Origin of the sequence: uncultured Acinetobacter sp. (assembly GCF_947626835.1) — a bacterium.
Lineage (GTDB): Bacteria > Pseudomonadota > Gammaproteobacteria > Pseudomonadales > Moraxellaceae > Acinetobacter.
In genome coordinates, this window is record NZ_CANQTS010000024.1 from 1 (window position 1) to 24287 (window position 24287).

Annotated in this window: 24 protein-coding genes; 18 read left to right on the forward strand and 6 right to left on the reverse strand. The window is 42.4% G+C overall.

Features of this window, described 5'->3' with window-relative positions:
* The first annotated feature begins 162 nt into the window (after positions 1-162).
* From Q0Z55_RS09520 to Q0Z55_RS09535, 4 genes are all read left to right on the forward strand, one after another.
* Entirely contained in the window at positions 163-1875 is a 1713-nt protein-coding gene (locus Q0Z55_RS09520) for an AAA family ATPase (protein WP_297427598.1), read from the forward strand.
* A gap of 125 nt (positions 1876-2000) precedes the next feature.
* Positions 2001-3221 carry a sodium/glutamate symporter gene (gene gltS, locus Q0Z55_RS09525; protein WP_297427601.1) on the forward strand — a complete coding sequence of 407 codons (1221 nt, stop codon included), beginning with the start codon at positions 2001-2003 and terminating at the stop codon, positions 3219-3221.
* A gap of 71 nt (positions 3222-3292) precedes the next feature.
* Positions 3293-4210 (forward strand): LysR family transcriptional regulator, encoded by a 918-nt coding sequence (locus tag Q0Z55_RS09530; protein ID WP_297427604.1) that lies wholly within the window; start codon positions 3293-3295, stop codon positions 4208-4210.
* 107 nt (positions 4211-4317) lie between these two features.
* Entirely contained in the window at positions 4318-5493 is a 1176-nt protein-coding gene (locus tag Q0Z55_RS09535) for an MFS transporter (RefSeq protein WP_297427607.1), read from the forward strand.
* On the opposite strand, the gene Q0Z55_RS09540 is transcribed toward Q0Z55_RS09535, so the two are convergent.
* A complete protein-coding gene (locus Q0Z55_RS09540; protein ID WP_297427705.1) occupies positions 5467-5922 on the reverse strand; it encodes a DUF441 domain-containing protein in 456 nt (151 codons plus the stop codon). The genes Q0Z55_RS09535 and Q0Z55_RS09540 overlap by 27 nt on opposite strands.
* Before the next feature lie 100 nt (positions 5923-6022).
* Between Q0Z55_RS09540 and Q0Z55_RS09545 the strand changes: the two genes are divergently transcribed.
* Positions 6023-6739: a 16S rRNA pseudouridine(516) synthase gene (locus Q0Z55_RS09545; protein ID WP_297427610.1), complete on the forward strand. Its 717-nt coding sequence runs from the start codon at positions 6023-6025 to the stop codon at positions 6737-6739.
* On the opposite strand, the gene Q0Z55_RS09550 is transcribed toward Q0Z55_RS09545, so the two are convergent.
* From Q0Z55_RS09550 to Q0Z55_RS09560, 3 genes are all read right to left on the reverse strand, one after another.
* On the reverse strand, positions 6731-7174 hold the full coding sequence (locus Q0Z55_RS09550) for a GNAT family N-acetyltransferase (RefSeq protein WP_297427613.1): 444 nt from the start codon (positions 7172-7174) through the stop codon (positions 6731-6733). The two genes, Q0Z55_RS09545 and Q0Z55_RS09550, sit on opposite strands and share 9 nt — an antisense overlap.
* A 73-nt stretch (positions 7175-7247) precedes the next feature.
* Complete coding sequence (locus tag Q0Z55_RS09555; RefSeq protein ID WP_297427708.1) at positions 7248-7442, reverse strand: type II toxin-antitoxin system RelB/DinJ family antitoxin; 195 nt, start codon at positions 7440-7442, stop codon at positions 7248-7250.
* A 35-nt stretch (positions 7443-7477) separates the two neighbouring features.
* Positions 7478-8404, reverse strand: coding sequence for an RluA family pseudouridine synthase (locus tag Q0Z55_RS09560; RefSeq protein WP_297427616.1), 927 nt, complete (start codon positions 8402-8404; stop codon positions 7478-7480).
* Between the two features lie 101 nt (positions 8405-8505).
* Between Q0Z55_RS09560 and tsaE the strand changes: the two genes are divergently transcribed.
* From tsaE to hfq, 4 genes are all read left to right on the forward strand, one after another.
* Positions 8506-8982: a tRNA (adenosine(37)-N6)-threonylcarbamoyltransferase complex ATPase subunit type 1 TsaE gene (gene tsaE / locus Q0Z55_RS09565; RefSeq protein ID WP_297427711.1), complete on the forward strand. Its 477-nt coding sequence runs from the start codon at positions 8506-8508 to the stop codon at positions 8980-8982.
* Positions 8975-10888 carry a DNA mismatch repair endonuclease MutL gene (mutL, locus tag Q0Z55_RS09570; RefSeq protein ID WP_297427619.1) on the forward strand — a complete coding sequence of 638 codons (1914 nt, stop codon included), beginning with the start codon at positions 8975-8977 and terminating at the stop codon, positions 10886-10888. The genes tsaE and mutL overlap by 8 nt, the downstream gene beginning before the upstream one ends.
* A gap of 5 nt (positions 10889-10893) precedes the next feature.
* Positions 10894-11838 carry a tRNA (adenosine(37)-N6)-dimethylallyltransferase MiaA gene (gene miaA, locus Q0Z55_RS09575; RefSeq protein ID WP_297427621.1) on the forward strand — a complete coding sequence of 315 codons (945 nt, stop codon included), beginning with the start codon at positions 10894-10896 and terminating at the stop codon, positions 11836-11838.
* A 96-nt stretch (positions 11839-11934) separates the two neighbouring features.
* Positions 11935-12426: an RNA chaperone Hfq gene (gene hfq, locus Q0Z55_RS09580; RefSeq protein ID WP_297427624.1), complete on the forward strand. Its 492-nt coding sequence runs from the start codon at positions 11935-11937 to the stop codon at positions 12424-12426.
* Positions 12427-12515: 89 nt separating this feature from the next.
* On the opposite strand, the gene Q0Z55_RS09585 is transcribed toward hfq, so the two are convergent.
* Positions 12516-13820 carry a peptidylprolyl isomerase gene (locus Q0Z55_RS09585; RefSeq protein WP_297427627.1) on the reverse strand — a complete coding sequence of 435 codons (1305 nt, stop codon included), beginning with the start codon at positions 13818-13820 and terminating at the stop codon, positions 12516-12518.
* Positions 13820-16279 carry an LPS assembly protein LptD gene (gene lptD, locus Q0Z55_RS09590; protein ID WP_297427631.1) on the reverse strand — a complete coding sequence of 820 codons (2460 nt, stop codon included), beginning with the start codon at positions 16277-16279 and terminating at the stop codon, positions 13820-13822. The genes Q0Z55_RS09585 and lptD overlap by 1 nt, the downstream gene beginning before the upstream one ends.
* A 120-nt stretch (positions 16280-16399) precedes the next feature.
* On the opposite strand from lptD, the gene Q0Z55_RS09595 reads away from it, so the two are divergent.
* The 9 genes from Q0Z55_RS09595 to lpxK all read left to right on the forward strand — a co-directional run bounded on the left by Q0Z55_RS09595 (position 16400) and on the right by lpxK (position 24285).
* Positions 16400-17413: a phosphotransferase gene (locus Q0Z55_RS09595; protein ID WP_297427634.1), complete on the forward strand. Its 1014-nt coding sequence runs from the start codon at positions 16400-16402 to the stop codon at positions 17411-17413.
* Positions 17414-18103 (forward strand): N-acetylmuramate alpha-1-phosphate uridylyltransferase MurU, encoded by a 690-nt coding sequence (murU, locus tag Q0Z55_RS09600; protein WP_297427637.1) that lies wholly within the window; start codon positions 17414-17416, stop codon positions 18101-18103.
* 81 nt (positions 18104-18184) lie between these two features.
* Complete coding sequence (gene rsmG / locus Q0Z55_RS09605) at positions 18185-18817, forward strand: 16S rRNA (guanine(527)-N(7))-methyltransferase RsmG (RefSeq protein WP_297427639.1); 633 nt, start codon at positions 18185-18187, stop codon at positions 18815-18817.
* Positions 18818-18841: 24 nt separating this feature from the next.
* Positions 18842-19618: a ParA family protein gene (locus Q0Z55_RS09610; protein WP_297427642.1), complete on the forward strand. Its 777-nt coding sequence runs from the start codon at positions 18842-18844 to the stop codon at positions 19616-19618.
* Positions 19615-20505 (forward strand): ParB/RepB/Spo0J family partition protein, encoded by an 891-nt coding sequence (locus tag Q0Z55_RS09615; RefSeq protein ID WP_297427645.1) that lies wholly within the window; start codon positions 19615-19617, stop codon positions 20503-20505. Before Q0Z55_RS09610 ends, Q0Z55_RS09615 begins: the two co-directional genes overlap by 4 nt.
* Positions 20506-20516: 11 nt before the next feature.
* Entirely contained in the window at positions 20517-21128 is a 612-nt protein-coding gene (locus Q0Z55_RS09620) for a MotA/TolQ/ExbB proton channel family protein (protein WP_297427646.1), read from the forward strand.
* Positions 21125-21553, forward strand: a complete 429-nt coding sequence (locus Q0Z55_RS09625; RefSeq protein ID WP_297427649.1) for a biopolymer transporter ExbD — start codon at positions 21125-21127, stop codon at positions 21551-21553. The genes Q0Z55_RS09620 and Q0Z55_RS09625 overlap by 4 nt, the downstream gene beginning before the upstream one ends.
* A complete protein-coding gene (msbA, locus tag Q0Z55_RS09630) occupies positions 21550-23277 on the forward strand; it encodes a lipid A export permease/ATP-binding protein MsbA (RefSeq protein WP_297427652.1) in 1728 nt (575 codons plus the stop codon). The genes Q0Z55_RS09625 and msbA overlap by 4 nt, the downstream gene beginning before the upstream one ends.
* Positions 23278-23280: 3 nt before the next feature.
* Positions 23281-24285 carry a tetraacyldisaccharide 4'-kinase gene (gene lpxK, locus Q0Z55_RS09635; RefSeq protein ID WP_297427654.1) on the forward strand — a complete coding sequence of 335 codons (1005 nt, stop codon included), beginning with the start codon at positions 23281-23283 and terminating at the stop codon, positions 24283-24285.
* The last annotated feature ends 2 nt before the right edge of the window (positions 24286-24287 follow it).

Consider the following 24287-nt stretch of genomic DNA (forward strand, 5'->3'; position numbering starts at 1 on the left):
GTTTACGCATTAACTTAATTGCTGCACTGGTAAACCGAATAAACTTGCAATAACCACTTTCGCAAGAGGTCTAATATGTAACCACGACAGCTTTTGACCATGAAAGCTGAAATCTGCATCAAAAAATGCTAGGCTACAGGCGTTCTTTGATGGTATAGGCTTATGAAACAAGAAACTGCGCTCAAGCTTTTAAAAGCAGGTGAAAACGTCTTTTTAACCGGTTCGGCAGGCGCTGGCAAAACCTATACCTTAAATCAGTACATTCAATATTTAAAAGCCCGCAAAGTGCCGGTGGCGATTACTGCTTCTACAGGCATTGCAGCTACACACATGAACGGTATGACCATTCATACCTGGGCTGGTATTGGCATTAAAGATGTCTTAAGTGATCATGATTTAAAAAACATGAAAGAGCGTAAGTACTTAAAAGAGCATTTAGAAAATGCCCAAGTCTTGATTATTGATGAAATTTCAATGCTGCATGCCAAGCAGCTGAATTTAGTCAATCAAGTCCTCAAATATTTTAAAGAAAGTGATGAGGCATTTGGCGGCATTCAAGTGATTGTTGCAGGTGACTTTTTTCAGTTGCCACCTGTGGGCAAACCTGAAGAGCGTAATCGTGATAAATTTTGTTTTATGTCAGAGGCTTGGGTGGAAGCAAAATTTCGGGTCTGTTATTTAACCGAGCAACACCGCCAAGGCAACGACATTTTAAATGATATCTTAAATGCCATTCGTAGCCAAAGTATTAGCCAGCAACATATTCAAGCGCTCGAACACACCCGTGAACAAGACATTGGTGACACATTTACTCGACTTTATACCCATAATGCCGATGTCGATCAAATTAACTACCAACACTTACATGCCATTGCCACCGATGGTAAACAGTTTGATGCCAAATGTGATGGTAATGCTAAGTTGGTGGAAACTTTAAAATCGTCGGTGCGTGCACCGGAAAGTTTAGTGTTAAAAAAACATGCCAAAGTCATGTTTGTTAAAAATAACTTTGATGTGGGCTATATCAACGGCAGCTTAGGCGAAGTGGTGGGTTTTGAAGAAGATGATGAATATGGAGTATTACCTAAAGTACAACTCACTGATGGCACGACTTTATTGGTCGAGCCAGAAGCATGGTCGGTGGATAATGATGCAGGTAAAACCATTGCCAGTTTTCAGCAAATTCCGTTGCGCTTGGCATGGGCCATCACCATTCATAAATCCCAAGGTATGACCTTGGCCGCAGCAGAAATTAACTTAAGCCATACCTTTGAAAAAGGGCAAGGCTATGTGGCATTGTCACGTTTAAAAAGTTTAAGTGGTTTACGTTTACTCGGCTTTAATTTACAAGCTTTAGAATTAGACTCCTTGGCACTCAAAGCTGATCGTCGTTTTCAAGAACTCTCTAATGAAGCAGAAGATAAATTCTTAGATGTAGATTTAAGCTTGCAACATAAAGCTTTTATTCGTCACTGCGGTGGCACTTTAAATGAAGCAGAAATTCAGCGTAATCAAAAGAAAATTGCTAAAACCATAAGCAAAGCCAATATTGGTGTGCAAACGGTCGAAGAAACCCGTGTGCTGTTTGAAGAAGGCTATCATGTGCAAGATATTGCCACCGAGCGAGGTTTAACGCCTGCCACCATTATTAACCATTTGGCCAAGTTACAAAAAGATGGCTTAGATATTTCAGAAGCGCATCCCGGTGAAGATGTAGTGGAGCATGTGCGTAAAATTTATAAGCGTTTAGTTAAGCGCCAAAACCCTGAACATTTTAATGAAGACGGTCAAATTAAATTGCGCCCAATTGTTGAGGCCACTACGCCACGTATGGGCTATGACCAAGTGCGTTTGGCACTTTTATTTATTAAGTAGCACAGTGCTTTAAATCGAATAAGCAGTGACCGAAATAGGCTATACGCCAAGATTTACATTTTAAAACGGGTCTTGATTGGATTGCGCTTTACTATAGCAATACAAAATAAGAACTTGGATATAAAATGGATCTCGAAATAAATGCTTTTGGAACGATTTTCATTGCGGTGATTGTACTGTTTGTGGGACAGCGCTTGGTGAACCGCATTGCTTTTTTAAAGCGTTACAACTTACCTGAACCTGTGGCAGGTGGTCTAGTTGCAGCCTGTGTGACATTGTTATTGTTTCAATTTTTTGATGTGCGTTTAAGTTTTAATGCCGATATTCAAAGCGCTTTTATGCTGATGTTTTTTACCTCGGTGGGTTTAAGTGCCAGTGTTGCCAAACTCAAAGAAGGTGGAAAAACCTTATTGCTGTTTTTAGTGTGTATTTTTATGTACCTACTATTGCAAAATGCAGTGGGCATGGGGTTAGCCACGCTACTGGGGTTAGAGCCATTGATTGGCTTAATGACAGGTTCCATTACCCTGATTGGTGGGCATGGTACGGCAGGCGCTTGGGGTGGGGTGTTTGAACAGCAATACGGTTTACAAGGTGCGATTGTTTTAGGCATGGCCAGTGCCACCTTTGGCTTGATTATTGGTGGAGTCATGGGCGGCCCTGTGGCAAAATTTTTAATTCAGCGTTATCAACTGGCACCTGAGCAACCGCTTGAAAAAAGCCTAGAGCCTGCACCACCTGCTGCAGAAGTCGCCCCGTTTGAATATCCTGAAAAAACCCGTCTCATTACTGCCGAAGATGCTGTGTTGACCTTAGGTATGTTTGCTGCATGTATTTATTTTGCCAATTGGATGGCCACCGTTGCCAGTGGACAATGGTTTGAACTCCCGACCTTTGTTTGGGCTTTAGCCACAGGTGTGGTGCTGCGTAATAGTCTTGAACATATTTTTAAAATCGAACTGTTTGATCGTTGTATTGATGTTTTTGGTAACGCTTCATTGTCTATGTTTTTAGCTATGGCACTGATGGGTTTGCAATTGTGGATGCTTGCGGATTTAGCAGGTCCTTTAGTATTGATTTTAGCCACACAAGCTTTGGTATTGGCATTTTATTTATACTTTGTGACATTTAAAGTGATGGGTAAAAATTATGATGCGGCAGTGCTGTGTGCAGGTCAATGTGGTGTGGGTTTAGGCGCCACTCCAACAGCGATTGCCAATATTCAAGCTGTGACCAATACCTATGGTCCTTCACATAAAGCCTTTTTAATTATTCCGCTGTCGGGAGCATTTTTTGTCGATATTATGAATGCGGTGGTGATTCAAACCATTTTGAGTTGGTTTTAAAGCCTTGGATGAATGGCAATCATAATTTTTATGCTAAATTGAAAGCTATTCATCTTTAACGCCTAGGCTTTATGTTAGAAATTCGGCATTTAAAAACCTTACTTGCACTGCGTGAACATGGTTCCTTGGTGGCAGCAGCAAGTGATCTGTGTTTGACCCCATCGGCAATTTCGCATCAACTCAAAGAGCTTGATCATTGGTATGGGGTTGAAGTGGTCAATCGTCGTAGCCGTCCGGTGAGTTTTTCGCATGTCGGGCAACGACTGCTTAAATTGGCCGATGATATTATCCCGCAATTACAAATCGCGCATACCGACATTACCCGTATTGTGCATGGGCAAACCGGACGCATTATTTTTTCCTCAGAGTGTCATAGCTGTTTTGATTGGTTGATGCCACTGTTAAATCAGTATCGTCAGCAATATCCTGATGTTGATTTAGATTTTGCTTCAGGCTTTGAAGCCAATCCGCATGAGCTGCTGCAAAATGCTGAATTTGACTTACTTATTACAGCCGACCCAATTGCGTTAAAAGGCATTGAGTATTTTGCCATTTTTGAATATGAATCACGTCTGGTTCTGTCGCAAACGCATCCGTTAGTCCGCGCTGAATCCATTAACGTACAGGCTTTGGCTGAAGAAACTTTAATTACCTATCCTGTGGATAAACATCGCCTTGATATTATGGCCAAGCTGTTTATTCCTGCCAATATTCAACCTAAAAGTATCCGCACCACTGATTTAACCCAAATGTTAATCCAGTTGGTGGCCAGTGGTCGTGGTGTAGCAGCCCTGCCAGATTGGGTGGTCAATGAATATGAGCAAAAAGGTTGGGTAACCTCACGGCGTTTAGATTGTGTGGCGCAAGAAGGCTTACGACGTACTTTATATGCAGGTTTTCGGACTGAAGATAAAGACAAAGGCTATTTTGATGGGTTTTTAAAACAATTGGCCAAATTTTCACAAAAGCGACAGTCTTATTATCATTAAAACTACGACCTAAGCCGCATTGTGGTGTGTAAGGCAGCGCGCTACAACAGCTATTTTTTTAACCTAAGCATTGCAATATGTGAGTGTGCAAAAGATAAGGAAGCATCATGCGCCGTGAGCTATGGATTATTGTTGCCGGATTTATGGCGGCAGTACATGTGGGGAAATTGCCAGCCAGTGTGCCAGTACTGACACAAAGCTTAGGTTTAAGCTTGGTACAGGCCGGTATTTTATTGTCCTTGGTGCAAGGGGCAGGCATGTTATCGGCTTTGCTGTTGGGCAGTTATAGCCAACGTATTGGTCTTAAACGTTGTATGCTCTTGGGTTTAGTGATTTTAGGAGTAGCCAGTAGCTGTGGTGCAATGTTTAGCAGCTTAAATATGTTATTGCTGTTACGTGCTGGTGAAGGCTTGGGCTTTTTATTGGTGACCTTAACTGGTGCTGCCTATTTACGTGAGTTGGTACACAGTGATCAATTGCAAAAGGCTTTAGGTGTATGGAGTGCTTATATGGGCGGCGGTATGGGGATTGCTTTACTCCTTACGCCGTGGTTATTGCACTACACCACTTGGCAAGGCATTTGGGTAGGTTATGGCATGGCAAGTTTTGTCTTGGCAGCAATTATTTATCTCTATGTGCCACAGACCACCTCAAATACCAAACAGCAAGTGGGGCAAATTTTAAAGCTCACCTTGATGCATCGTCCTGCTTGGCTATTGGCATTGGTTTTTGCCTTATACGCGGGTCAATGGTTGTGTTTGGTCGGATTTTTACCCACGATCTATTCTGAAAATCAGATTTCTTTGACTGTGGCGGGTAGTTTAACGGCTGTAGTTGCTATTAGTAATGCTGTAGGTACTGCCTTGTGTGGACGTTTGTTACAACGTGGTTATCCAGCGGTGACACTGATTCGAGTTGGATTTTTGGTCATTACCTTGTGTGCGGTCAGTTTCTATACCTTACAAGCTGAGCTGAATTTTGCCATGCAATATATGTGTGTGGTGCTGTTCTCTTTGGTCGGTGGTTTGATTCCTGCCAGTGTGTTTTCTTGTGCCATGTATGTTGCGCCACAGCCGGCTGCTATTCCGGCCACCATAGGTTTGACCCTACAATGTTCTGCTTTCTCACAGTTTGTCTTTCCACCATTTTGTGCCATGTTAGTGGCAACCACGCATAGCTGGTCAGGTGTGGGGATTAGTATGATGCTGATGTCGCTGCTGGCCTTAGGCTTGGTGCATTTACTATTTAACAAGTTTTTAAGATTGACCAATCAGCAAGGATAAAATCCCTGCTGCAATCAGTGGACCCACAGGGACGCCGCGCAATACGGCGACCCCAGCCACTGTACCGATTAATAAACCAGCCACAATATTGGGTTGGTGACTCATTAAACTGACCCCACGCGCACCTAACCAAGCCACAAACATGCCCACAGCAATCGCCAGCAATGATTTCCAATGTAAAAAAGATTTTAAGATTGCATCGCCGGGAATTTTGCCACTGGCAATCGGGGTGAGTACGCCAATGGTTAAAATAATCACCCCAATATTGAGACCATGTTGTTGTAATAAAGGGAAAAACTCAGCCAATGGCGTGATTTTAAACACAATTAACACTGCAGCCGCAATGGTGACTGCATTATTATGGCTCAAAACGCCCACCACCAATAACAGCAACAAGACAGCCAAATTGACATCTAAATGGGAGAGCATAGACATAGGCCAAAACAAAGATTATGCATTGTAAGCCCAACCGACATTTTCTACAATTTTAGGCTAAAATACGCCTTTTGTTGTTAGAAGTAGTTGAGTCATGTTGTTAGAAAAAATGTTGCAATCGCAAGGCTTTGGTTCACGTAAAGCCTGTCAGCAGTTAATTAAACATGGCTTAGTGCGTATCAATGACGAGATCATCACCGATTTAAAATATAAATTTGACTTAAAACAGCCTGATTTTCAGGTGGATGGTCAAGCCTATCAATACCGTGAAAAGGTCTATATTGCCTTAAATAAACCCGAAGGTTATGAATGCTCACATCAAGCCACGCACCATTTTAGTGTGTTTGATTTATTTGATACGGTGTTGCTCAGTCGTGGTATTCAGTGTGTGGGGCGTTTAGATCAAGACACCACAGGTTTATTGTTACTCACCGACGATGGTCAATTTTTACAAGCGCTCACCCATCCTAAAAAGCACGTGCCGAAAGTGTATCAAATGCATACTGCCGATGTGGTGACAGATGAACAGGTGGCACAATTGACCCGAGGCGTTGAATTACGTAACGAAAAGGGTATTTTTGCTGCAACAGATGTCACACGTTTAGCCCAACAGCATGTACAAATGACGGTGCATCAAGGTGTTTATCATCAGGTCAAACGTATGTTGGCTGCGGTGGGCAATAAAGTTGAACGTTTGCATCGTCAGCAAATTGGTCAGTTTGCTTTGCCGCAGGATTTAGCTGAAGGTGAGTGGATATATTTAAGCGAAACTCAACTGGCACAGGCTAAAACCCGAGATCAATCACTGTAAAAAACAGTGATAGGTCTGAAATTCATGATCTGCTACAAAGCCCATACTTTCATATAAGCGCTGTGACTGCAGATTGCTTTTTTGGGTGTGCAGGCTTAAGCGTAATGCACCTTGGTGTTGGGCAAATAACATGGCAGTATCAATTAGCTGTCGTGCTGCGCCTTGGCGACGATAGTTTGGGCTGACATAAACATCATCTAAAATATAATAACTGGCACATGACACTGAGGAAAACCCTAAATACAGCACTACAAAACCGGTGATGGTGTCGTCCTTTAAATGAATAAAGATCACACTTTCTTGATTGTGAAAACGCTGCTGTAAAAAAGCATGGGATTGCTCAAGCGCTGTAGAAGCACCATAAAACTGACGATATTCATCAAACAACACCGCTAAAGCAGCTAAGTCTGGTTGCGTGGCACGGCGAACAATCATGTATCGCTCCTTATTGTGATTGCGCTTTAGCATATAAAAGCGCTGCGCCTTTTAGCGTTGATATTTTGTGATTTTAACGTATTTGGTTTTGATCTTGCTGGGTGATAAGAGGTGCAAGCTCCACAGGTAAAGATTGCGTTGCTATCACATGTTTAAACAACAGACGGATGGCTTGAGCTGGTGTAATGCCTAATGCTTCAAATACAGCAAAGGCTTGTTGTTTGTCTTGGCTGCTGATTCTCAATTGATAAACTTGTGTTTTACGCATCATGAATTTCGTTTTTTTCGTGCATTATGCAAAAGCTAAATGTCATTTTGATGACGAGGTAAATTTAAGTGAAAAGACGAGCTAAATTGCATGGCCTGTTGCGTGATGGGGTCAATAAACGCAATGTGTTGTGCCAGTAATTGTAAAGGTTGACTAAAGTCATTATCGGCTTTATGACACACCTGTGGGTAAAATGGATCATTTAAAATCGCAAGCCCGAGTGAGTTTAAATGTACACGCAATTGATGCTGCTTGCCTGTGATCGGTTGTAGCACATACTTGGCAAAATTCTGATTATGCTCGAGAATGTCAATTAAGGTTTCACTGTTGGCTGTGCCATCTAGCACCTGCATGGTATAAAACGGCTCGCCTTTTTGCATGCGGAGTTTAACTGTACGTGGAAAACTTAAACTTGGCTCATAAGGCGCAATGGCATGATAAGTTTTGTGAACCAAACGCTCGGCAAACATTTGCTGATAGGCTGCGCGACTTTTTACTTGTTTAGAAAACAACACGATACCTGCGGTTTCACGATCCAGTCGATGAATCGGGGTAAGCTCAGGATTTTGGGTCTGTTGTTTTAAGCGCACCAATAAAGTTTGTTGTACATATTGGCCAGTGGGGCTGATGGTTAAAAAATGTGGTTTATCGACCACCAATAAGTGTTCATTTTCAAACAAAATACGATGCTCAAACGGCACTGCAATTTCATGTGCTAAAAAACGATAATAAAAAACATGCTGATTGGGCGTATAAGCACTTGTCATGGTCAGCTTTTGTCCCACATGGTTATACACCAACCCTGCTTCAAAACGTTGTTGCCACTCAGTTGCTGCAATATGTGCAAAATTTTGCGTTAAATAGGCATAAATGCTGCAAGGCATGGGGCAAACCTGCGGTAAAAATACTTTACTGGCGCTTACGCCATTGATCATGGGTGGGGTAAATGCAGAATCAATCATGCCGAGCCTTGCTAAAAAATAGACAATTCCACTGCTGAACATGGGCATTGCAACAGGGCAATGTTATGATATTCGATCTTTGCCATCCTGTCGTGAGTATTATGCAGTATTCCTTCCAAGTTCAATTGAAGAATGAAAATGATACCCAAGCCTTAGCCCAAGTGTTGGCGGCAAATTTCAAGCAGGGTATTGTATATTTAATTGGCGATTTAGGTGCGGGTAAAACCACATTAAGTCGCTATTTTTTACAAAGCTTAGGGCATCAAGGTGCAGTCAAAAGCCCCACTTATACTCTGGTTGAACCGTATCAGATTCAAGGGCAAGATATTTTTCATTTTGACTTGTATCGTTTAAATGATCCTTATGAGCTTGAATTGATGGGAATTCGTGACTATTTAGATACACCCAATGCCTTATGCTTATTTGAATGGCCCTCTAAAGGTGGCGATGAAATTCCTGCACCTGAATTAATCATCAATATTGAAAAATCTGAAGATGAGTTAAGCCGTATTGCCACCTTAAGCAGTAACAATGCTCAGTTAGATGATGCGTTAAAGAGCCATTTTAGTCATGAATAATGCAGTCAGTGTGCGCCGTATTCAAACTCTAGATGCAGCACTTGCCAACCAAATTGCGGCAGGTGAAGTCATTGAACGTCCGGCTTCGGTGGTCAAAGAGTTGCTCGAAAATGCCATAGATGCAGGCGCGACCGAGATCACTATTCGGGTGGCGCAAGGCGGCACAACACTGATTGAAATCATAGACAATGGACGTGGTATTCATCGTGATGATTTAAGTTTAGCGGTGATGCGCCACGCCACCAGTAAAATTTATCATGCCGATGAATTACATGCGATTGCCAGTTTAGGTTTTCGTGGTGAAGCTTTAGCCTCTATTGCGGCCATCTCGCGTTTAAGCCTCACCAGTAGCCAAGATGATGACGGCATTGGCTATCGGGTAGAGGTCAATGGGACTGCTTTTGATGTACAGCAGGTACAAGCGGTGGCTGCACAAAAAGGCACGCATATTCGGGTACAAGATTTATTTTTTAATGTACCGGCACGACGTAAATTTTTAAAAAAGCCCGGCACCGAATTTTCCCATATTGAAGAGGTGGTGCGTCGCCTTGCTTTAATTCATTTTGATATCCGTTTTGTGCTAGAACACAACGATCAAATTCGTTTAAATCTTGCCATTGCCGACAGTGGAGAGTTACGTACTCAACGTGTACAGCAATTATTAGGTAAACAATTTAGTCAAAATGCCTATTGGATAGATGCCCAAGGGCAGCATTTACGTTTATCGGGGTGGTTGGGTCATCCCTCCGATGCTCGTGCCCAAGCCGATTTACAATATGTGTATGTCAATGGGCGCATTGTTAAAGATAAAACCATGGCGCATGCCTTAAAAATGGCCTATGAAGGCATTTTACATGGTCATCAGTATGCGGGTTACTTGTTATTTTTAGAGATTGATCCACAAGAGGTGGATGTCAATGTGCATCCAACCAAAAATGAAATTCGTTTTTTAAATCAACGTGAAGTGCATGAATTTGTACGTCATCATGCCAAATCGACTTTAGCGCAATTTCAGACCGCAAGTGCTGATTTAGCCCAAGCCATGAAAGCACCAACTGTTGTTACAGCCCCCATGCCCACCCAACAAGAACAATTGCCACTGCATAGGGCAACAGCTGAACCTGTGATACCTAACAGCGCTGATGTGGGGCGCACTGTGAGCTATTCTACTCGTAGTCAGTATCAGCCCTCAGCCCAAGTTAATAATGCCATACAGAGCTATTTAGCACCCTTACGTGATACAGCCGAGCAGATGTCTGGGCAAGAGCTTACATCTTCAAGCGTAGATACAGGCTTTGAGTCTACTGATGCAGTAGATGAGTATCCATTGGGTACGGCAATTGCGCAATTGCATGGCATTTATATTTTGGCGCAAAACCATGAAGGCTTAATTATTGTCGATATGCATGCCGCACATGAACGTATTGTCTTGCAACAGATGAAAACTGCATGGGATCAACCTGAATTTTGGATGTCACAACAATTACTGATTCCTAAAGTGGTTAGTATTAGTCGCATGCAAGCGCTACGTGTCAATGAACTCAAAACTCAGTTGTCACGTTTAGGTTTAGATATTGACCAATATGGTGAAGATCAAGTGATTGTGCGTGGGGTGCCGGCTATTTTACAAAAAGCTGATTTTACAGCCTTAGTGCCACAATTGCTCAATGACTTAGATCCAAACGATGAAGCCGCAGGCTTATTACAAAAGCGTGATCAAATTTTAGCAGGCATGGCCTGTCATGGTGCGGTACGGGCGCACCGTATGCTGAGTCTATCTGAAATGAACGCATTGTTGCGTCAGATGGAACGCACCGAATTTGCCAGTCAATGTAACCATGGTCGTCCTACATGGCGCGCCTTTCCATTGGCTCAGCTCGATAAACTTTTTGCTCGAGGAGAGTAGTTTTCATGTCAACACAATTGCCGGTCATCAATTTAATGGGACCTACTGCAAGCGGCAAAACCGCTTTGGCATGTCAACTGTATGAACAAGGTGGTTTTGAGTTGATTTCAGTCGATTCAGCTTTGGTTTATCAAGATATGGACATTGGTACAGCCAAGCCCACTAAAGCCGAGCAGGCGCAATATCCGCATCATTTAATTGATATTATTAGTCCACTTGAAGTGTATTCAGCGGCTGAATTTGTTAGTGATGCGACGCGTTTAATTGATGATATTCATGCCCGTGGTAAAACCCCGATTTTAGTCGGTGGCACCATGCTGTATTTTAAGGCATTGTTAGAAGGTCTAGCCGATAATTTGCCCAATGCGGACTATGATGTGCGCCGTGAAATTGAACGACAAGCCCAAACACAAGGTTGGGATGAAGTTTATGCACAGTTGTGTGCGGTTGACCCCAAAGCTGCTGAAAAATTTAAACCCAGTGATAAACAACGCATCATTCGTGCGCTCGAAGTTTATCAATTAACTGGCAAGCCGATTAGCCAATTACAAGCAGAACAGCCTAAAAATCAGCCTTATCGTTACAACTTTCACAACTTTGCCTTAATGCCAGAGCGTGCTGAATTACATCAAAGAATCGAAAAGCGTTTAGAGATCATGTGGGATATCGGATTTTTAAATGAGGTAGTTTCACTTATGGAAAAATACGATTTAAGCCCGGAAATTCCATCTATGCGCTGTGTAGGCTACCGTCAAGTGTTAGATTTTCTACAAAAAGGTGAGCAAACAGCACAAAGTATTCAAGAAATGCAAGATAAAGCTTTATTTGCAACACGACAACTGGCCAAACGTCAATATACATGGTTACGTTCTTTGCAAGAAGCGCATCAATTTCAAACATATTTAACTATAAAGCAGGCGCAAGAAGACTTGCGAAACCGTTACAGATAAAGCAAAATTTAACAGCTATCTTTTTTATAATTTTTAATTGAAAAATGAAGATAGCTTTTTTGCGCTGATTTTTAATTTATTTTTTGGAGTTATAACATGTCTAAAGGTCAAACTTTACAAGATCCGTTCTTGAATTCTCTCCGTAAAGAACGTATTCCTGTGTCTATCTTCCTGGTAAACGGCATTAAATTACAAGGTCACATCGAATCTTTTGACCAATACGTTGTTTTATTAAAAAATACAGTGAGCCAAATGGTTTACAAACATGCGATTTCTACAGTAGTTCCTGCACGTAATCCACGTCCTGCTGGCGCGCCTGCTGGTGGTCAAACAGCGGGTGGCTTCGGTGGTCAAGCAGCGGGTGGCTTCGGTGGTCAAGGCGGCTTCGGTGGTCAAGGTGGCTTCGGTGGTCAAGGTGGCTTCGGTGGTCAAGGCGGCTTCGGTGGTCAAAGCGGCTTTGGCGGTCAACCTGCAGGTGGCTTTGGTGGTCAAGGTGGTTTTGGCGGTCAACCTGCGGGTGGCTTTGGTCAAGGTTTTGACAACGATGCAAAATTTGATGATGTACAAGAAGACGACAACAATCGTTAATTGATACATTTAAAAGCCTCGCGATCGCGAGGCTTTTTTTATGCTTTATATTTAAGTATAAAAAAGCCAGTGCATGCACTGGCTTTGGTTTATAACGAAGCGTTATTTTTACTGTCTAAGCGTGGGTCTTTAATTTCCACATAGGCATTGTTACGTACTTCACGTAACCAATTGTCAAGCTCTGCATCAAATTGACGCTCTGCTAACATTTGACGTGCAATACGCTGTTGATATTCTTGTGTCATATCGTGCTGACGGGTATCGGTCACTTGTAAAATGTGCCAACCAAATTGACTTTCAAAGGGTTGAGTAAATTGACCTACAGCTGTGCTTTTCATTTGCGCTTCAAATTCAGGCACCATCATGCCAAGATTCACCCAACCTAAGCTGCCACCATCACGTGCAGAACCGGGGTCGTTAGAAAAGGTAGCTGCCAATGTGGCAAAGTCTTCACCTTGTTGTAAACGCTGGTACAGATTGTCGATGATTTGTTTCGCTGCATCAGCATTCACGACTTCTGAGGTTTTAATTAAAATATGGCGGGTTTGGTATTGGGGTACGACAACTTTTTGTTCAGTCGATTTACGCTCAAGCAATTTCATAACATGAATACCATCACTTGATGGAATCAGCTCAGAGCTTTGACCATTGGCAAGTGGGGTAATACGTGCCGCAAGTTCAGCAGGAATATCCGCTAAGGCACGCATGCCCATATCTGCGCCTTGAACAGTTACACCATTTTGACTAAAACGCTTGGCAATCGCATTCACGTCATTTGAGTCATTTAAGGCCAGTTTGACTTGCTCAGCGACGCTTTGTGCATTTGCACCACTAACACGAAGATGCAGTACGTGTGCTTGTGTACCAAGTGCAGCTTGACCTTGCGGGGTTTTTAAAAAGTTAGCGATGTCTTGATCGCTAATTTTAATACGTGAGCTCACTTGTTGCTGGCGTACACGTTCTAAACTTAAATCAGCGGCAATGCTGCTACGTAATTTGGCGTAACTACCGGCTTGTTTGCTGTCTAAGCTTCTTTGAAAACTATTTAAATCTTTAAAGCCACTCTTTTGCGCCACACTTAAAGTGGCTTGATTTAGAGCATTTTCGTCTAAAGGTACATTATAGCGTTTAACTTGTTCAAGTTGTGCTTGGCGGTTAATCAGTTGTTCAAGTGCCATTTGCGCAAAGTAAGGCTGCGGGGGAACTTCACGTTTTTGAGCCGCGTATTGTTGTTGTATTTGTGTCATGGCTTGCATGACATCACTGGCTAAAATAACACTATTGTCAACCACAGCCACAATTTGGTTACTTTGAGCAAATGTTGGAATGCTGGTTGACATCAGCACAGCCAATGCACTTGCTTTGATGAAATTTTTTAACTGTTTGGTCTTCATTAACGCTGTGTCCAAGATTGCTGAGTTTGATCAAAACCTAAAATACGGTTTTGCATTAAAGATACAAGTTTGTTATTAAAACCACCTAAGCCTTTTAAGCTAAATTCTGCCATCACGGCACGTTTAGGTTTAGTCTCTGCTGCATTAACATCGTCAAGATCGTTATAGTACGAACGGCCATAAACCGATACGCCCCAACAGCATGATTCGTAATTGATCCCAAGTAAGTACTCACGTCCTACATTGTTATCAATATCATATTGTGCATGACCTAAAATACGCCACTGCTCAGAGATAGGTTGAATAAATGATGCAACGACTTGATCATAATCGTCTTGACGGTTTTGTAAGCCTTGGCGATGGAAGTAACCGACGTTATACAGTTGACCAGCATCATTGGTATAGAACATCTGTAGATCGCGTTGTGCATTGTCACCGTTAGACATCCAAGCACTATTGGCACTGACCAATACATGTTCAGACAGTTGACTGGCGATACTGATCACAGGACCTGTACGGTCCTCACGGTCAAATTCATCACTTTGGTTATTTAAACTCACGCGGCGATCTTCAAAGAAGAAGCTTTGACCAACGCTGGCTTTTAAGCGCTCTAAACCCACATCATCAAACAAGCTATAGCTTAAACCTAAGGATGCAAAATTATTGTCCTCTAAACGGTCATTGCCATAAAAACGACGTGCGCTAAATAATTGGTCATAGCTAATGGAGGCATTTACAGAGTCAAAGTTCGGATAGCCGTTTTGATCTTCATAAGGTGCATAGGCATAAAATAAGCGTGGCGTAAGGGTTTGCAAGAAATCACCTTGCTTTTCAAAGGTTAAGCCCGTATCTAAAGTAAATTGTGGCACCGTCACGGATTTATTTTTGCTTGACGATTGGGTTTGGCTTTGTGCGTCACGTGTATCTTGGTCAAAGTAGGTATTCACGTTACGTAACGAGACTTCAGGTAACACAAATGACCAAGGTGTACGGTAGTTATAACGTACTGCAAAATTGTTATACAAACGTGTGCCACTTGGCTGAAGAGCATTTGGGTTATTGGTGTTACGTAAATCTACGTCTTTTTTAAAATACGCCGTATCATTGTTATATTCGTATTGCAAACCTTGTGGATTGCCGCCGGTATAATTGAGTAAAAATTGCGGCAAACGTGCATAAGGACGATCAAGATCAGAAATGGTTTTATCTAAGGTTTGGAAATCTTCGACTTTAAGCTGCGCTTTTAAGCCCGGAATACCATTACGATAATTGAGCTCCCACACACGGCGTAAGTTTAAATCTGTTTTAGAGTTGGGGCTGGTGTCTAGATCGGTAAATACATCTTTATCCGATGCATAGTTGTAATCTAAACGGGTATTGAATTGATCATTGATTTGCCAATCATGATCAAAACTTAGATGCTTACGATCTTCGCCATTGTAATCATCATCTGAGGGTAAATAGCCACCAAACAGCTGACCTTGACCAAAGTTTTCAGTTAAATAACGAAATTCACCCTCGAGCATAAGACCACGACTACCCAAATAACGGGGTGTCACGGTTGCATCAAAGTTAGCCGCTAAATTTAGATAAATCGGCAAGGCAATTTCCGCACCACCGTCACTGGTATAGCCAAAACTTGGGGTCAATAAACCCGTAGTGCGACGATCATCAATCGGGAAATTAAAATAAGGTACGGCTAAAACCGGCGTGTCTTTAATATACAGCTTGGTGCCACGTGTTTCACCGCGACCGGTGGCTTGATTGAGCTCAATCTCGTCGGCTTGAATTTTCCAAGTTGGTTTTTGTTGTGGTGGACAGGTGCTATAAGTGGCGTTATTTAATACCACCACATCATTAGAAGTCTTGGCAATTTTTTCAGCATAGCCGTAAGCATGTTGTTGCTCAGCAATATAATAGCTGTTATTTAAATCGCCTTGCTGGGTTTTTAAGTTGTAATTAATTTGATCACTTTGTGATAACAGACCGCCTTGCGCCAATTGCACTCGACCTTCGGCATTGGCAAAGGTCTGGGTTTGATCAAGAGTGACTTTGTCGGCACGGATTTCACGCCCCGGTTGGCTAATCACCACATTGCCTTCAAGCACTGAATCGCCATTGGGATTATAGTGCCCATAGTCTGCGGTTAAGGTTGAGGTGGCATTGGCGGCATCAGAGACATTTGTATCAGGTGCAATCGGGGTAACCCATGCACCTTGACAGTAAGCAGCAGTTAAGGCTTGACCATGACGTTGCTGGGCTTCAGGGGTTGATTTATCAACATAATACTGTTCAAAAAAAGCCTGACCCGGATAGGTGTCATTCAAACTTTGTTTTAGTTGTTGATTATCAAGCGCTGATGGCTCATCCAGAGAATCAGCATAACTGGAAATTGAGCTACCACATAAAAGGGTAAAAATCGCAGTCGCTAATGGATTAAATTTAAACTGATGCTTCATTTGTCTCATTAACCAAGAGTGCTTAATCGCAATTAATTATGGTTGCATCATAGAGAAAAACTTGATAAGTAGCTACACTTAGCACTTTAAAAACTCAGCCTGTCTTAGAATTTATCGCAAATGAATACACAACGTGAACAATTGATACAAACATGGATTCAATCTGTACTAGGTTCGGATCAATTTGAAATTAATTTTTTGGCAGGTGATGCAAGCTTTCGCCGTTATGCACGAATTGTCTTTGATCATAAAACATTGATGCTCATGGATGCACCACCTGAGAAGGAAGATTGTGCGCCATTTGTAAAAATTGATGAGTTTTTTGCCGAAAATGGCGTGCGCGTGCCACAGATTTTGGCCAAAGATTTACAACACGGCTTTTTATTATTAGAAGATTTTGGTGATGTTTTACTCTCAACCTTGCTCAATGACGACACGGTAGATACTTATTACGCACAAAGCTTTAAGCAGTTGGTCCAGCTACAAAGCATTGATGGCAAAGACCAATTTCCTGAATATAGCTATGAAAAGCTCATCAGCGAGATGGAATTGTTTACAGATTGGATGTTGCCGTCTTTAAATATTCAGCCCACTGTTGCACAAAGTGCGTTAATTAAGCGTACTTTTGCCATTTTAGCCAATGCTGCTTTGGCACAACCACAAGTGATTGTGCATCGTGATTTTCATAGCCGTAACCTGATGCATATTGCAGGTGAAAGCGATTTAGGCGTGATTGATTTTCAAGATGCCGTGATTGGTGCAGACACCTATGATTTAATTTCCATTGCCCGCGATGCCTATGTGCAGTGGAACCCTGAGCGTGTATATACGTGGTTTAAGCTGTTTTATGATGGATTGCCTGAAACACAAAAACAAGATCGTGATTTTCAACAATTTAAAAAAGATGCCGATTTGATGGCGATTCAACGTCACCTGAAAATTTTAGGCATTTTTGTACGTTTATTTGAACGTGATGGCAAAGCAGGTTACTTAAAAGATTTACCGCGTGTGATGTGGTATTTACGTCAAGAAAGCAAGTCTTATCCTGAACTTGCCGCGTTTATGCAATTTATTGAAGATGTGGTCATGCCAAAATTTACCCTAAAATACGGTGTGTATGAGGTGGTGGCTTAAATGAAAGCGATGATTTTAGCCGCAGGTTTGGGCAATCGTATGCGCCCATTAACCTTGCATACACCTAAGCCTTTGCTTGAAGTGGGTGATAAACCCTTAATCGTGTGGCACATCGAAAAGCTACGTGATTTAGGTGTGACCGAAATTGTGATTAATACCGCATGGCTTGCACAAAAGTTAGTCGATGCTTTAGGTGATGGTTCAGCACTTGGTATTCAGATCTTGTGGTCGCATGAGGGGGAAGGGCTTGAAACAGCAGGGGGCATTATTCATGCATTGCCATTGTTGGGCGATGAACCTTTTATTTTAGTCAATGGCGATGTATGGACCACCATGGATTTTGCCCCGCTACTTGATATAAAACTTAACGAAAATTTGGCACATTTGGTTTTGGTCGACAATCCAATTCAACATCCACAAGGTGATTTTACCTTGAGTGACGGCCGGGCCTATACCTTTTATCAAAACATACCAGGTGAAAATCTGACCTTTAGTGGTATATCGGTGATTCATCCGCATTTGTTTACAGGTTTAGATGCAGGTAAGCGTGCGCTTGCCCCCCTACTTAAAGCTGCCATGTTAGATCAAAAAATTGCGGCTTCTAAATTGCAAGGCGCGTGGGTAGACGTTGGAACACCTGAGCGTTTAGCACAATTAGATCAACAGATTCGCACAGGTCAATACGCTTAATTGCATATTCGCTAAGCAGTATTTGGCTGTGACTTCATGGATAAATCGGTATACTGCCATTAATTTTTTTGGGATAACGTTATGCATCCGTTTTTTAAAGACCTGCAACAAGGCGCGCAAGCATTAGGCTTAAACTTAAGCGAAGAGGCTTTAAATTTATTGCTCAAATATCAAGATGCGTTGGTACTTTGGAACACAGCCTATAACCTAACGGCAATTCGTGATCCTAAAGAAATGTTGGTCAAGCACTTGCTCGACAGCTTAAGTATCTTAAATGACTTACCACAAGGTCGTTTATTGGATATTGGTACAGGTGGTGGTATGCCGGGCATGATCATTGCGTTATGCCAACCTGAACGTCAATGTGTGTTATTAGATTCAAACGGTAAAAAAATCCGTTTCTTAAAGCAATTTATTGCGGATTTAAAACTTACAAATGTGATTGCGGTACAAACTCGTGTCGAAAACACCGACAGCATTAACGAATTGGGTCAATTTGATGTGATTACCAGTCGTGCATTTGCATCACTAACCGATTTTGTCAATGCCTCAAAACCGTATATGCACCAAGACAGTATCATTGCTTCAATGAAAGGCTTAATTCCTGAAGAAGAAGTCGAAGTGTTTAAAGCGCAATTTAAGATTGATATTGTGGCGTTAAGCGTGCCACGTTTGGATGAACAGCGTCATCTCATTTTAATGAAACAACTTTAATTTTTCTAAGGATTAGGATTTACCATGGCACACATTATTGCGATTGCGAACCAAAAAGGTGGCGTAGGTAAAACCACAACCGCAGTAAATTTGGCTGCCTCGCTTGCAGTATTAAAAAAACGCGTGTTATTGGTTGATATGGACTCTCAGGGCAACGCCACCATGGGTTCTGGGGTGCAAAAAAACGATCTACTGTATTCAGTGACCGATGTGTTATTGGGTGAAGTGCCAATTGAAACCGCAATTACCAAAGCCGAAGTTGGTTATAAGGTGCTAGGCGCCAACCGTGATTTAGCCGGAGTGGAGCTTGCAATTGCTGAGCAAGAGGGACGTGAGTTTATTCTACGTCAAGCCTTAAAAGAGGTAGAGCAAGACTATGATTTTATTATCATTGATTGTGCACCAAGTTTAAGCCTCATCACCATTAACGCATTGGCTGCGGTACAAGGTGTGATTATTCCAATGCAATGTGAGTATTATGCACTCGAAGGTTTGGCTGATCTGACTCAAACCATTGATCGTATTCAACAGGTGGTCAATCCTAATTTAGAGATCGTGGGTGTGGTACGTACCATGTACGATGCACGTAATGCCTTAACGCGTGATGTAGCTGCCGAATTAGAACAATATTTTGGTAAAAAACTCTACGACACGGTCATTCCGCGTAATGTGCGTTTAGCAGAAGCACCTGCGCATGGTTTGCCGGTGATTTATTTTGAAAAAAGTTCTAAAGGTGCAGTGGCGTATTTAAACTTAGCTGCCGAAATCGTTAAAAAAATCAAAAAAGGAAGTCCTGCATGACCACTCGAAAACGCGGATTGGCTAAAGGTCGTGGTTTAGATGCCTTATTGGGTTCAATTCAAAAAGAAAAATTGCAGCTTGAAGCACAATCTTTAGATCACGGTCAGCTCAAACAGCTGAATGTGCATTTATTAAAACGTGGTGAATATCAACCGCGTCGTACAATCAACGAACAAGATTTACAAGAGCTGGCAGCATCGATTGAAAAACATGGCGTGATGCAACCGATCGTGGTGCGTCCGGTCGATGGCGATGAACAGCGCCCTTATGAAATTATTGCCGGTGAGCGTCGTTGGCGCGCGGCACAATTGGCAGGGTTAACCGAAATTCCTGCCATTGTGCGTGATTTGCCCGACCAAGTCGCGATTGCTTTAGCCTTAATTGAAAATATTCAACGCCAAGACTTAAATCCAATGGATCAAGCCATGGCTTTGCAGCGTTTTCATGAAGAATTTGGTTTAAGCCACCAAGAAATTGCTGAAACGGTCGGTAAAGCACGCACCACAGTCAGTAATTTATTGCGTTTGCTGACCTTAGCCGAACCGGTTAAAGATTTCATGCAGCAAGAATTGTTGGATATGGGGCATGCGCGCGCGATTTTGACCTTAAAGCCCAAAGATCAAGTTAAAATTGCAGAATTAGTCATTGAAAAGAGCTTGTCTGTACGCCAAACCGAGCAACTGGTACGTGATTTAAACACACCCAAACATGATCGGGTCAAACCAGAACTTGCTCCTGACATTCAACAACTGGCACAGCGTTTATCAGAGCGTTTTAGTGCCGATGTGAAAATTGATTATAACAAACAAGGCAAAGGCAAACTGGTGATTCATTACCATTCACTCGATGAATTGGATGGTATTTTAGATATCTGTTTAGCAGGTTAGGGGGACATCTCATGTGGGAGTTAGTAAAAGCAGGTGGTTGGCTAATGCTACCATTACTGCTGTGTTCTATTTTTATGCTGGCGATTAGTTTAGAACGCTTGATTCGACTCAAACGCAAGAGCATTCTCCCACCACAGTTAATGTTACAGGGCGACGATAATACCCAAACTGTGATGGATGCCTTACACCAAGATGCAGATTTACAAGACTCTACTTTGGGTCGGATTTTTATGGCAGGTGAACGTAGCCGTTTGCAAAGCCCTGAATATGCACGGGCGCAAATGGAAGCGGTGGCCTCAGAAGAAATTGGCTATTTGGAAAAAAACATTAATTTTTTAGGGACTTTAAGTGCCGTTGCCCCATTACTTGGCTTACTGGGCACGGTGCTTGGGATCATTGAATCATTTTTAATTTTAGATTTAAGCGCTAACAGCAATCCGACTTTAATGATTCCTGGAATCTCTAAAGCGCTGATTACTACAGCAGTGGGTATGTTGATTGCGATTCCGGCATTGTTCGCTTATCGCTATTTCCAACGTTTGGTGCATGAATATATTATGCAACTTGAACAACAAGCCACGCTTTTTCATGCTGCGCATTTTTACCATAAAGGTCAGCGATGAAATTTAAGCGTCGCGCCACTGCCGATGACATTCATATCAATCTCACCCCGATGATTGATTGTTTGTTATTTATCTTAATTTTTTTACTGCTCTCGACCAGTTTTAATCAATATAGCCGTATGAACTTAACTTTGCCCGATGCCCAAGGTGTCCCTACAAAGTCATACGAGCATAAGATTGAAGTGGTGGTGGATGCCAAAGGGCAGTACACTTTAAATGGGCAAACGCTTGCTGGTCAAAGCAGCAATGATTTACATCATGCCATTCAGCAGATTGCCAATCAGCGCCGTGATCTTAGTTTTATTATTGCAGCCGATGCCAAAGCGTCCCATCAAGATGTGATCCGTGTCATGGATGTTGCCGGTCAGCTTGGTTTTGTCAATATCAATATCAGTACCAAAGTGCCTGCTCGAGGTGATGAGTGAATCAAGATATCAAGGTCTATACGCGTCTACTGGGTTATTTAAAACAGTATTGGGGCATTGCGATCTTAGTGGTGGTCGGTTTTACCATCAATGCGGCAACAGAAGTCTCGGTAGCTAAGCTATTAGAATACATTATTACTGCAATCCAAAATAAAGACCAAAACTTCACCACTTTATTTCCTATATTGGTGGTGGTGTTAATGTTTTTCCGTGGTTTAGGGACCTTTATGGGCGGCTACTTTACTGCGGTGATTTCACGTAACTTAATTTTTAATGTACGCCAAGAGGTGTTTGCTAAATTATTGCGTTTACCGGCGCAATACTATTTAGACAATACCAGTGGTCACATTACCGCTAAAATTATGTATAACGTGGAGCAGTTAACTGCTGCATCGACTGAATCGATCAAAACCATTTTGCAACAAGGTTTAATTGCATTGGGTTTAATGGGTTATTTGCTGTATAGCAACTGGCGCTTAACCATTTGTATTTTGGTATTTGGGCCATTGATTGGCTTTATTATCCGTCAAGCTGCAAAACGCATGCGTAAATTGTCCAAGCAAGTGCAAAACACCATGGGTGATGTAAACCATGTGGTGCAAGAAACCGTCAATGGTCACTTGGTGGTGAAAGGCTATGGCGGACAAGCCTATGAAGAAGCACGTTTCCGTGAAAGTTCCTTAGAAAACTTGCGCCGTGGTTTAAAAATGGTGGCAGTACAGCAACTCAACAGTCCTGTTGTGCAATTTATTATGTCTTTGGCGATGAGTATTATTATTTGGATTGCATTGCGTCCAGAGATTTTACGTGAAACCACGGCAGGTGAGTTTGTTGCCTATATTACCGCAGTAGGCATGTTGGCCAAGCCAATTAAAGCACTGACCGATGTCAATGAAAAAATACAACGTGGTATGGCGGCAGCATATTCGGTATTTGAGCTGCTTGATTTACCTGAAGAGCACAATCAAGGTCAAAAAACCCCAAAACTTGCAGGTCATCTGCATTTTAAAGATGTCAATTTGGTTTATCCTGATGGTCATCATGCCATTCAAAACTTTAACTTAGAGGTCAAAGCCGGTCAAACTGTCGCATTGGTGGGACGTAGTGGCGCAGGTAAGACCTCATTGGTTAATTTACTGGTGCGTTACCAAGACGTCAGTAGCGGTGCTTTGTATGTAGACCAAGATTTAATTGAAGAGATTGAACTCAATAGCCTACGTACTCAAATTGCCATGGTGAATCAGCAAGTGGTGTTGTTTAACCGCAGCGTGCGTGAAAATATTGCCTATGGTCAGTTAGAAGGTGCCAGTGATGAGGCAATTATTGCAGCAGCTAAAGCCGCTTATGCCCATGACTTTATTATGCAGTTGCCACAAGGTTATGATACAGTTTTGGGCGCACAAGGTTTAAACTTGTCGGGTGGTCAACGTCAACGTATTGCGATTGCGCGTGCAATTTTAAAAAATGCACCTATCTTGATTTTAGATGAAGCCACCAGCGCTTTAGACAATGAATCGGAATACTTTATTCAACAAGCGTTTGACGCTGCCATGCAAAATCGTACCACCATTGTGATTGCTCATCGTTTATCGACCATTGAAAATGCCGATATGATTGTGGTGATGGATCAAGGGCGTATTGTTGAGCAAGGTACCCATCAAGAATTAATCACTCAGCAAGGTGCTTATTATCAATTGCATCAACGTAATTTTGAGGAGCATTGATTGATGTCATTGGCGCAGCGGATACAAGAGGCGTGGCAGACACAGGCCAAATGGCTTGTTGTACTTCGACCGTTGGCATGGCTGTATCGTGGCGGATTTCTGCTAAATCAGAAAATGTATCAACTGGGGATTAAGCGTGCCTATCGTGCACCTGTGCCGGTGATGGTGATTGGTAATATTACCGTGGGTGGCAGTGGTAAAACGCCGCTGTTGATTCATTTGGTTAATCATTTACAGGCTCATCAAGTACGCGTTGGGGTGATTAGTCGTGGTTATGGCGGGCAAGGGCCTTTTCCTGCCTTGGTTGAGCAGGATGCAGCACCCAAGCAGGTTGGTGATGAGCCATGCTTAATTGTCCAAGCCACGCAAGCACCGATGGCAGTTGGACCCAACCGCCAAAAAAGCATTGAGCTGTTACTCAGTCGTTATGACTTAGACCTCATTATTAGTGATGATGGCTTACAGCATTTGGCCTTAGCGCGGGATCTTGAGTGGATTGTGCTAGATCAAAATCGTGGTTTGGGCAATGAAAAGATATTGCCAGAAGGCTATTTACGTGAACCCAAAAGTCGTTTAGAACATGCTACGGTGATAGAGCACAGCCAGCAACCCACACGTGATATGCATATGCATTTACAAGCCACCGCGCCGTATTTATTACATGGGCGTGATGAGCTGTTTGATCCAAAAGAGAATTTTTATGCAGTGGTGGGGATTGGTTTTCCACAGCGTTTTTATCAAACGCTAGAAAAAATGGGTATTGTGCATTTTCAATGTCATGAATTTCCAGACCATCATGAATATGAATGGGACGATTTACAGTTTGATGATCAGCAACCCATTATTACCACTGAAAAAGATGCCGTCAAACTTCTCCCTTTGTTGCAACAACAGCCTGATTTTAAAAATAGTATTTGGGTTGTGCCGGTAGAAGCGACGTTATCTGAGACTTGTTATTCCACCCTAGCAGCACAATTAAAACTGCTGGGTGTTCATTTAAAAGGTTAGCA

Excerpts from the sequence above, each read along its gene's own strand:
- Q0Z55_RS09520 (WP_297427598.1), top strand. The coding sequence starts at position 163 with ATGAAACAAGAAACTGCGCTCAAGCTTTTAAAAGCAGGTGAAAACGTC.
- gltS (WP_297427601.1), top strand. The coding sequence starts at position 2,001 with ATGGATCTCGAAATAAATGCTTTTGGAACGATTTTCATTGCGGTGATT.
- Q0Z55_RS09615 (WP_297427645.1), top strand. The coding sequence starts at position 19,615 with ATGACCACTCGAAAACGCGGATTGGCTAAAGGTCGTGGTTTAGATGCC.
- miaA (WP_297427621.1), top strand. The coding sequence starts at position 10,894 with ATGTCAACACAATTGCCGGTCATCAATTTAATGGGACCTACTGCAAGC.
- Q0Z55_RS09545 (WP_297427610.1), top strand. The coding sequence starts at position 6,023 with ATGTTGTTAGAAAAAATGTTGCAATCGCAAGGCTTTGGTTCACGTAAA.
- lptD (WP_297427631.1), bottom strand. The coding sequence starts at position 16,279 with ATGAAGCATCAGTTTAAATTTAATCCATTAGCGACTGCGATTTTTACC.
- Q0Z55_RS09535 (WP_297427607.1), top strand. The coding sequence starts at position 4,318 with ATGCGCCGTGAGCTATGGATTATTGTTGCCGGATTTATGGCGGCAGTA.
- Q0Z55_RS09550 (WP_297427613.1), bottom strand. The coding sequence starts at position 7,174 with ATGATTGTTCGCCGTGCCACGCAACCAGACTTAGCTGCTTTAGCGGTG.
- murU (WP_297427637.1), top strand. The coding sequence starts at position 17,414 with ATGAAAGCGATGATTTTAGCCGCAGGTTTGGGCAATCGTATGCGCCCA.
- rsmG (WP_297427639.1), top strand. The coding sequence starts at position 18,185 with ATGCATCCGTTTTTTAAAGACCTGCAACAAGGCGCGCAAGCATTAGGC.
- Q0Z55_RS09540 (WP_297427705.1), bottom strand. The coding sequence starts at position 5,922 with ATGCTCTCCCATTTAGATGTCAATTTGGCTGTCTTGTTGCTGTTATTG.
- Q0Z55_RS09555 (WP_297427708.1), bottom strand. The coding sequence starts at position 7,442 with ATGCGTAAAACACAAGTTTATCAATTGAGAATCAGCAGCCAAGACAAA.
- tsaE (WP_297427711.1), top strand. The coding sequence starts at position 8,506 with ATGCAGTATTCCTTCCAAGTTCAATTGAAGAATGAAAATGATACCCAA.
- Q0Z55_RS09625 (WP_297427649.1), top strand. The coding sequence starts at position 21,125 with ATGAAATTTAAGCGTCGCGCCACTGCCGATGACATTCATATCAATCTC.
- Q0Z55_RS09610 (WP_297427642.1), top strand. The coding sequence starts at position 18,842 with ATGGCACACATTATTGCGATTGCGAACCAAAAAGGTGGCGTAGGTAAA.
- Q0Z55_RS09530 (WP_297427604.1), top strand. The coding sequence starts at position 3,293 with ATGTTAGAAATTCGGCATTTAAAAACCTTACTTGCACTGCGTGAACAT.
- Q0Z55_RS09560 (WP_297427616.1), bottom strand. The coding sequence starts at position 8,404 with ATGATTGATTCTGCATTTACCCCACCCATGATCAATGGCGTAAGCGCC.
- hfq (WP_297427624.1), top strand. The coding sequence starts at position 11,935 with ATGTCTAAAGGTCAAACTTTACAAGATCCGTTCTTGAATTCTCTCCGT.
- mutL (WP_297427619.1), top strand. The coding sequence starts at position 8,975 with ATGAATAATGCAGTCAGTGTGCGCCGTATTCAAACTCTAGATGCAGCA.
- Q0Z55_RS09620 (WP_297427646.1), top strand. The coding sequence starts at position 20,517 with ATGTGGGAGTTAGTAAAAGCAGGTGGTTGGCTAATGCTACCATTACTG.
- Q0Z55_RS09585 (WP_297427627.1), bottom strand. The coding sequence starts at position 13,820 with ATGAAGACCAAACAGTTAAAAAATTTCATCAAAGCAAGTGCATTGGCT.
- lpxK (WP_297427654.1), top strand. The coding sequence starts at position 23,281 with ATGTCATTGGCGCAGCGGATACAAGAGGCGTGGCAGACACAGGCCAAA.
- Q0Z55_RS09595 (WP_297427634.1), top strand. The coding sequence starts at position 16,400 with ATGAATACACAACGTGAACAATTGATACAAACATGGATTCAATCTGTA.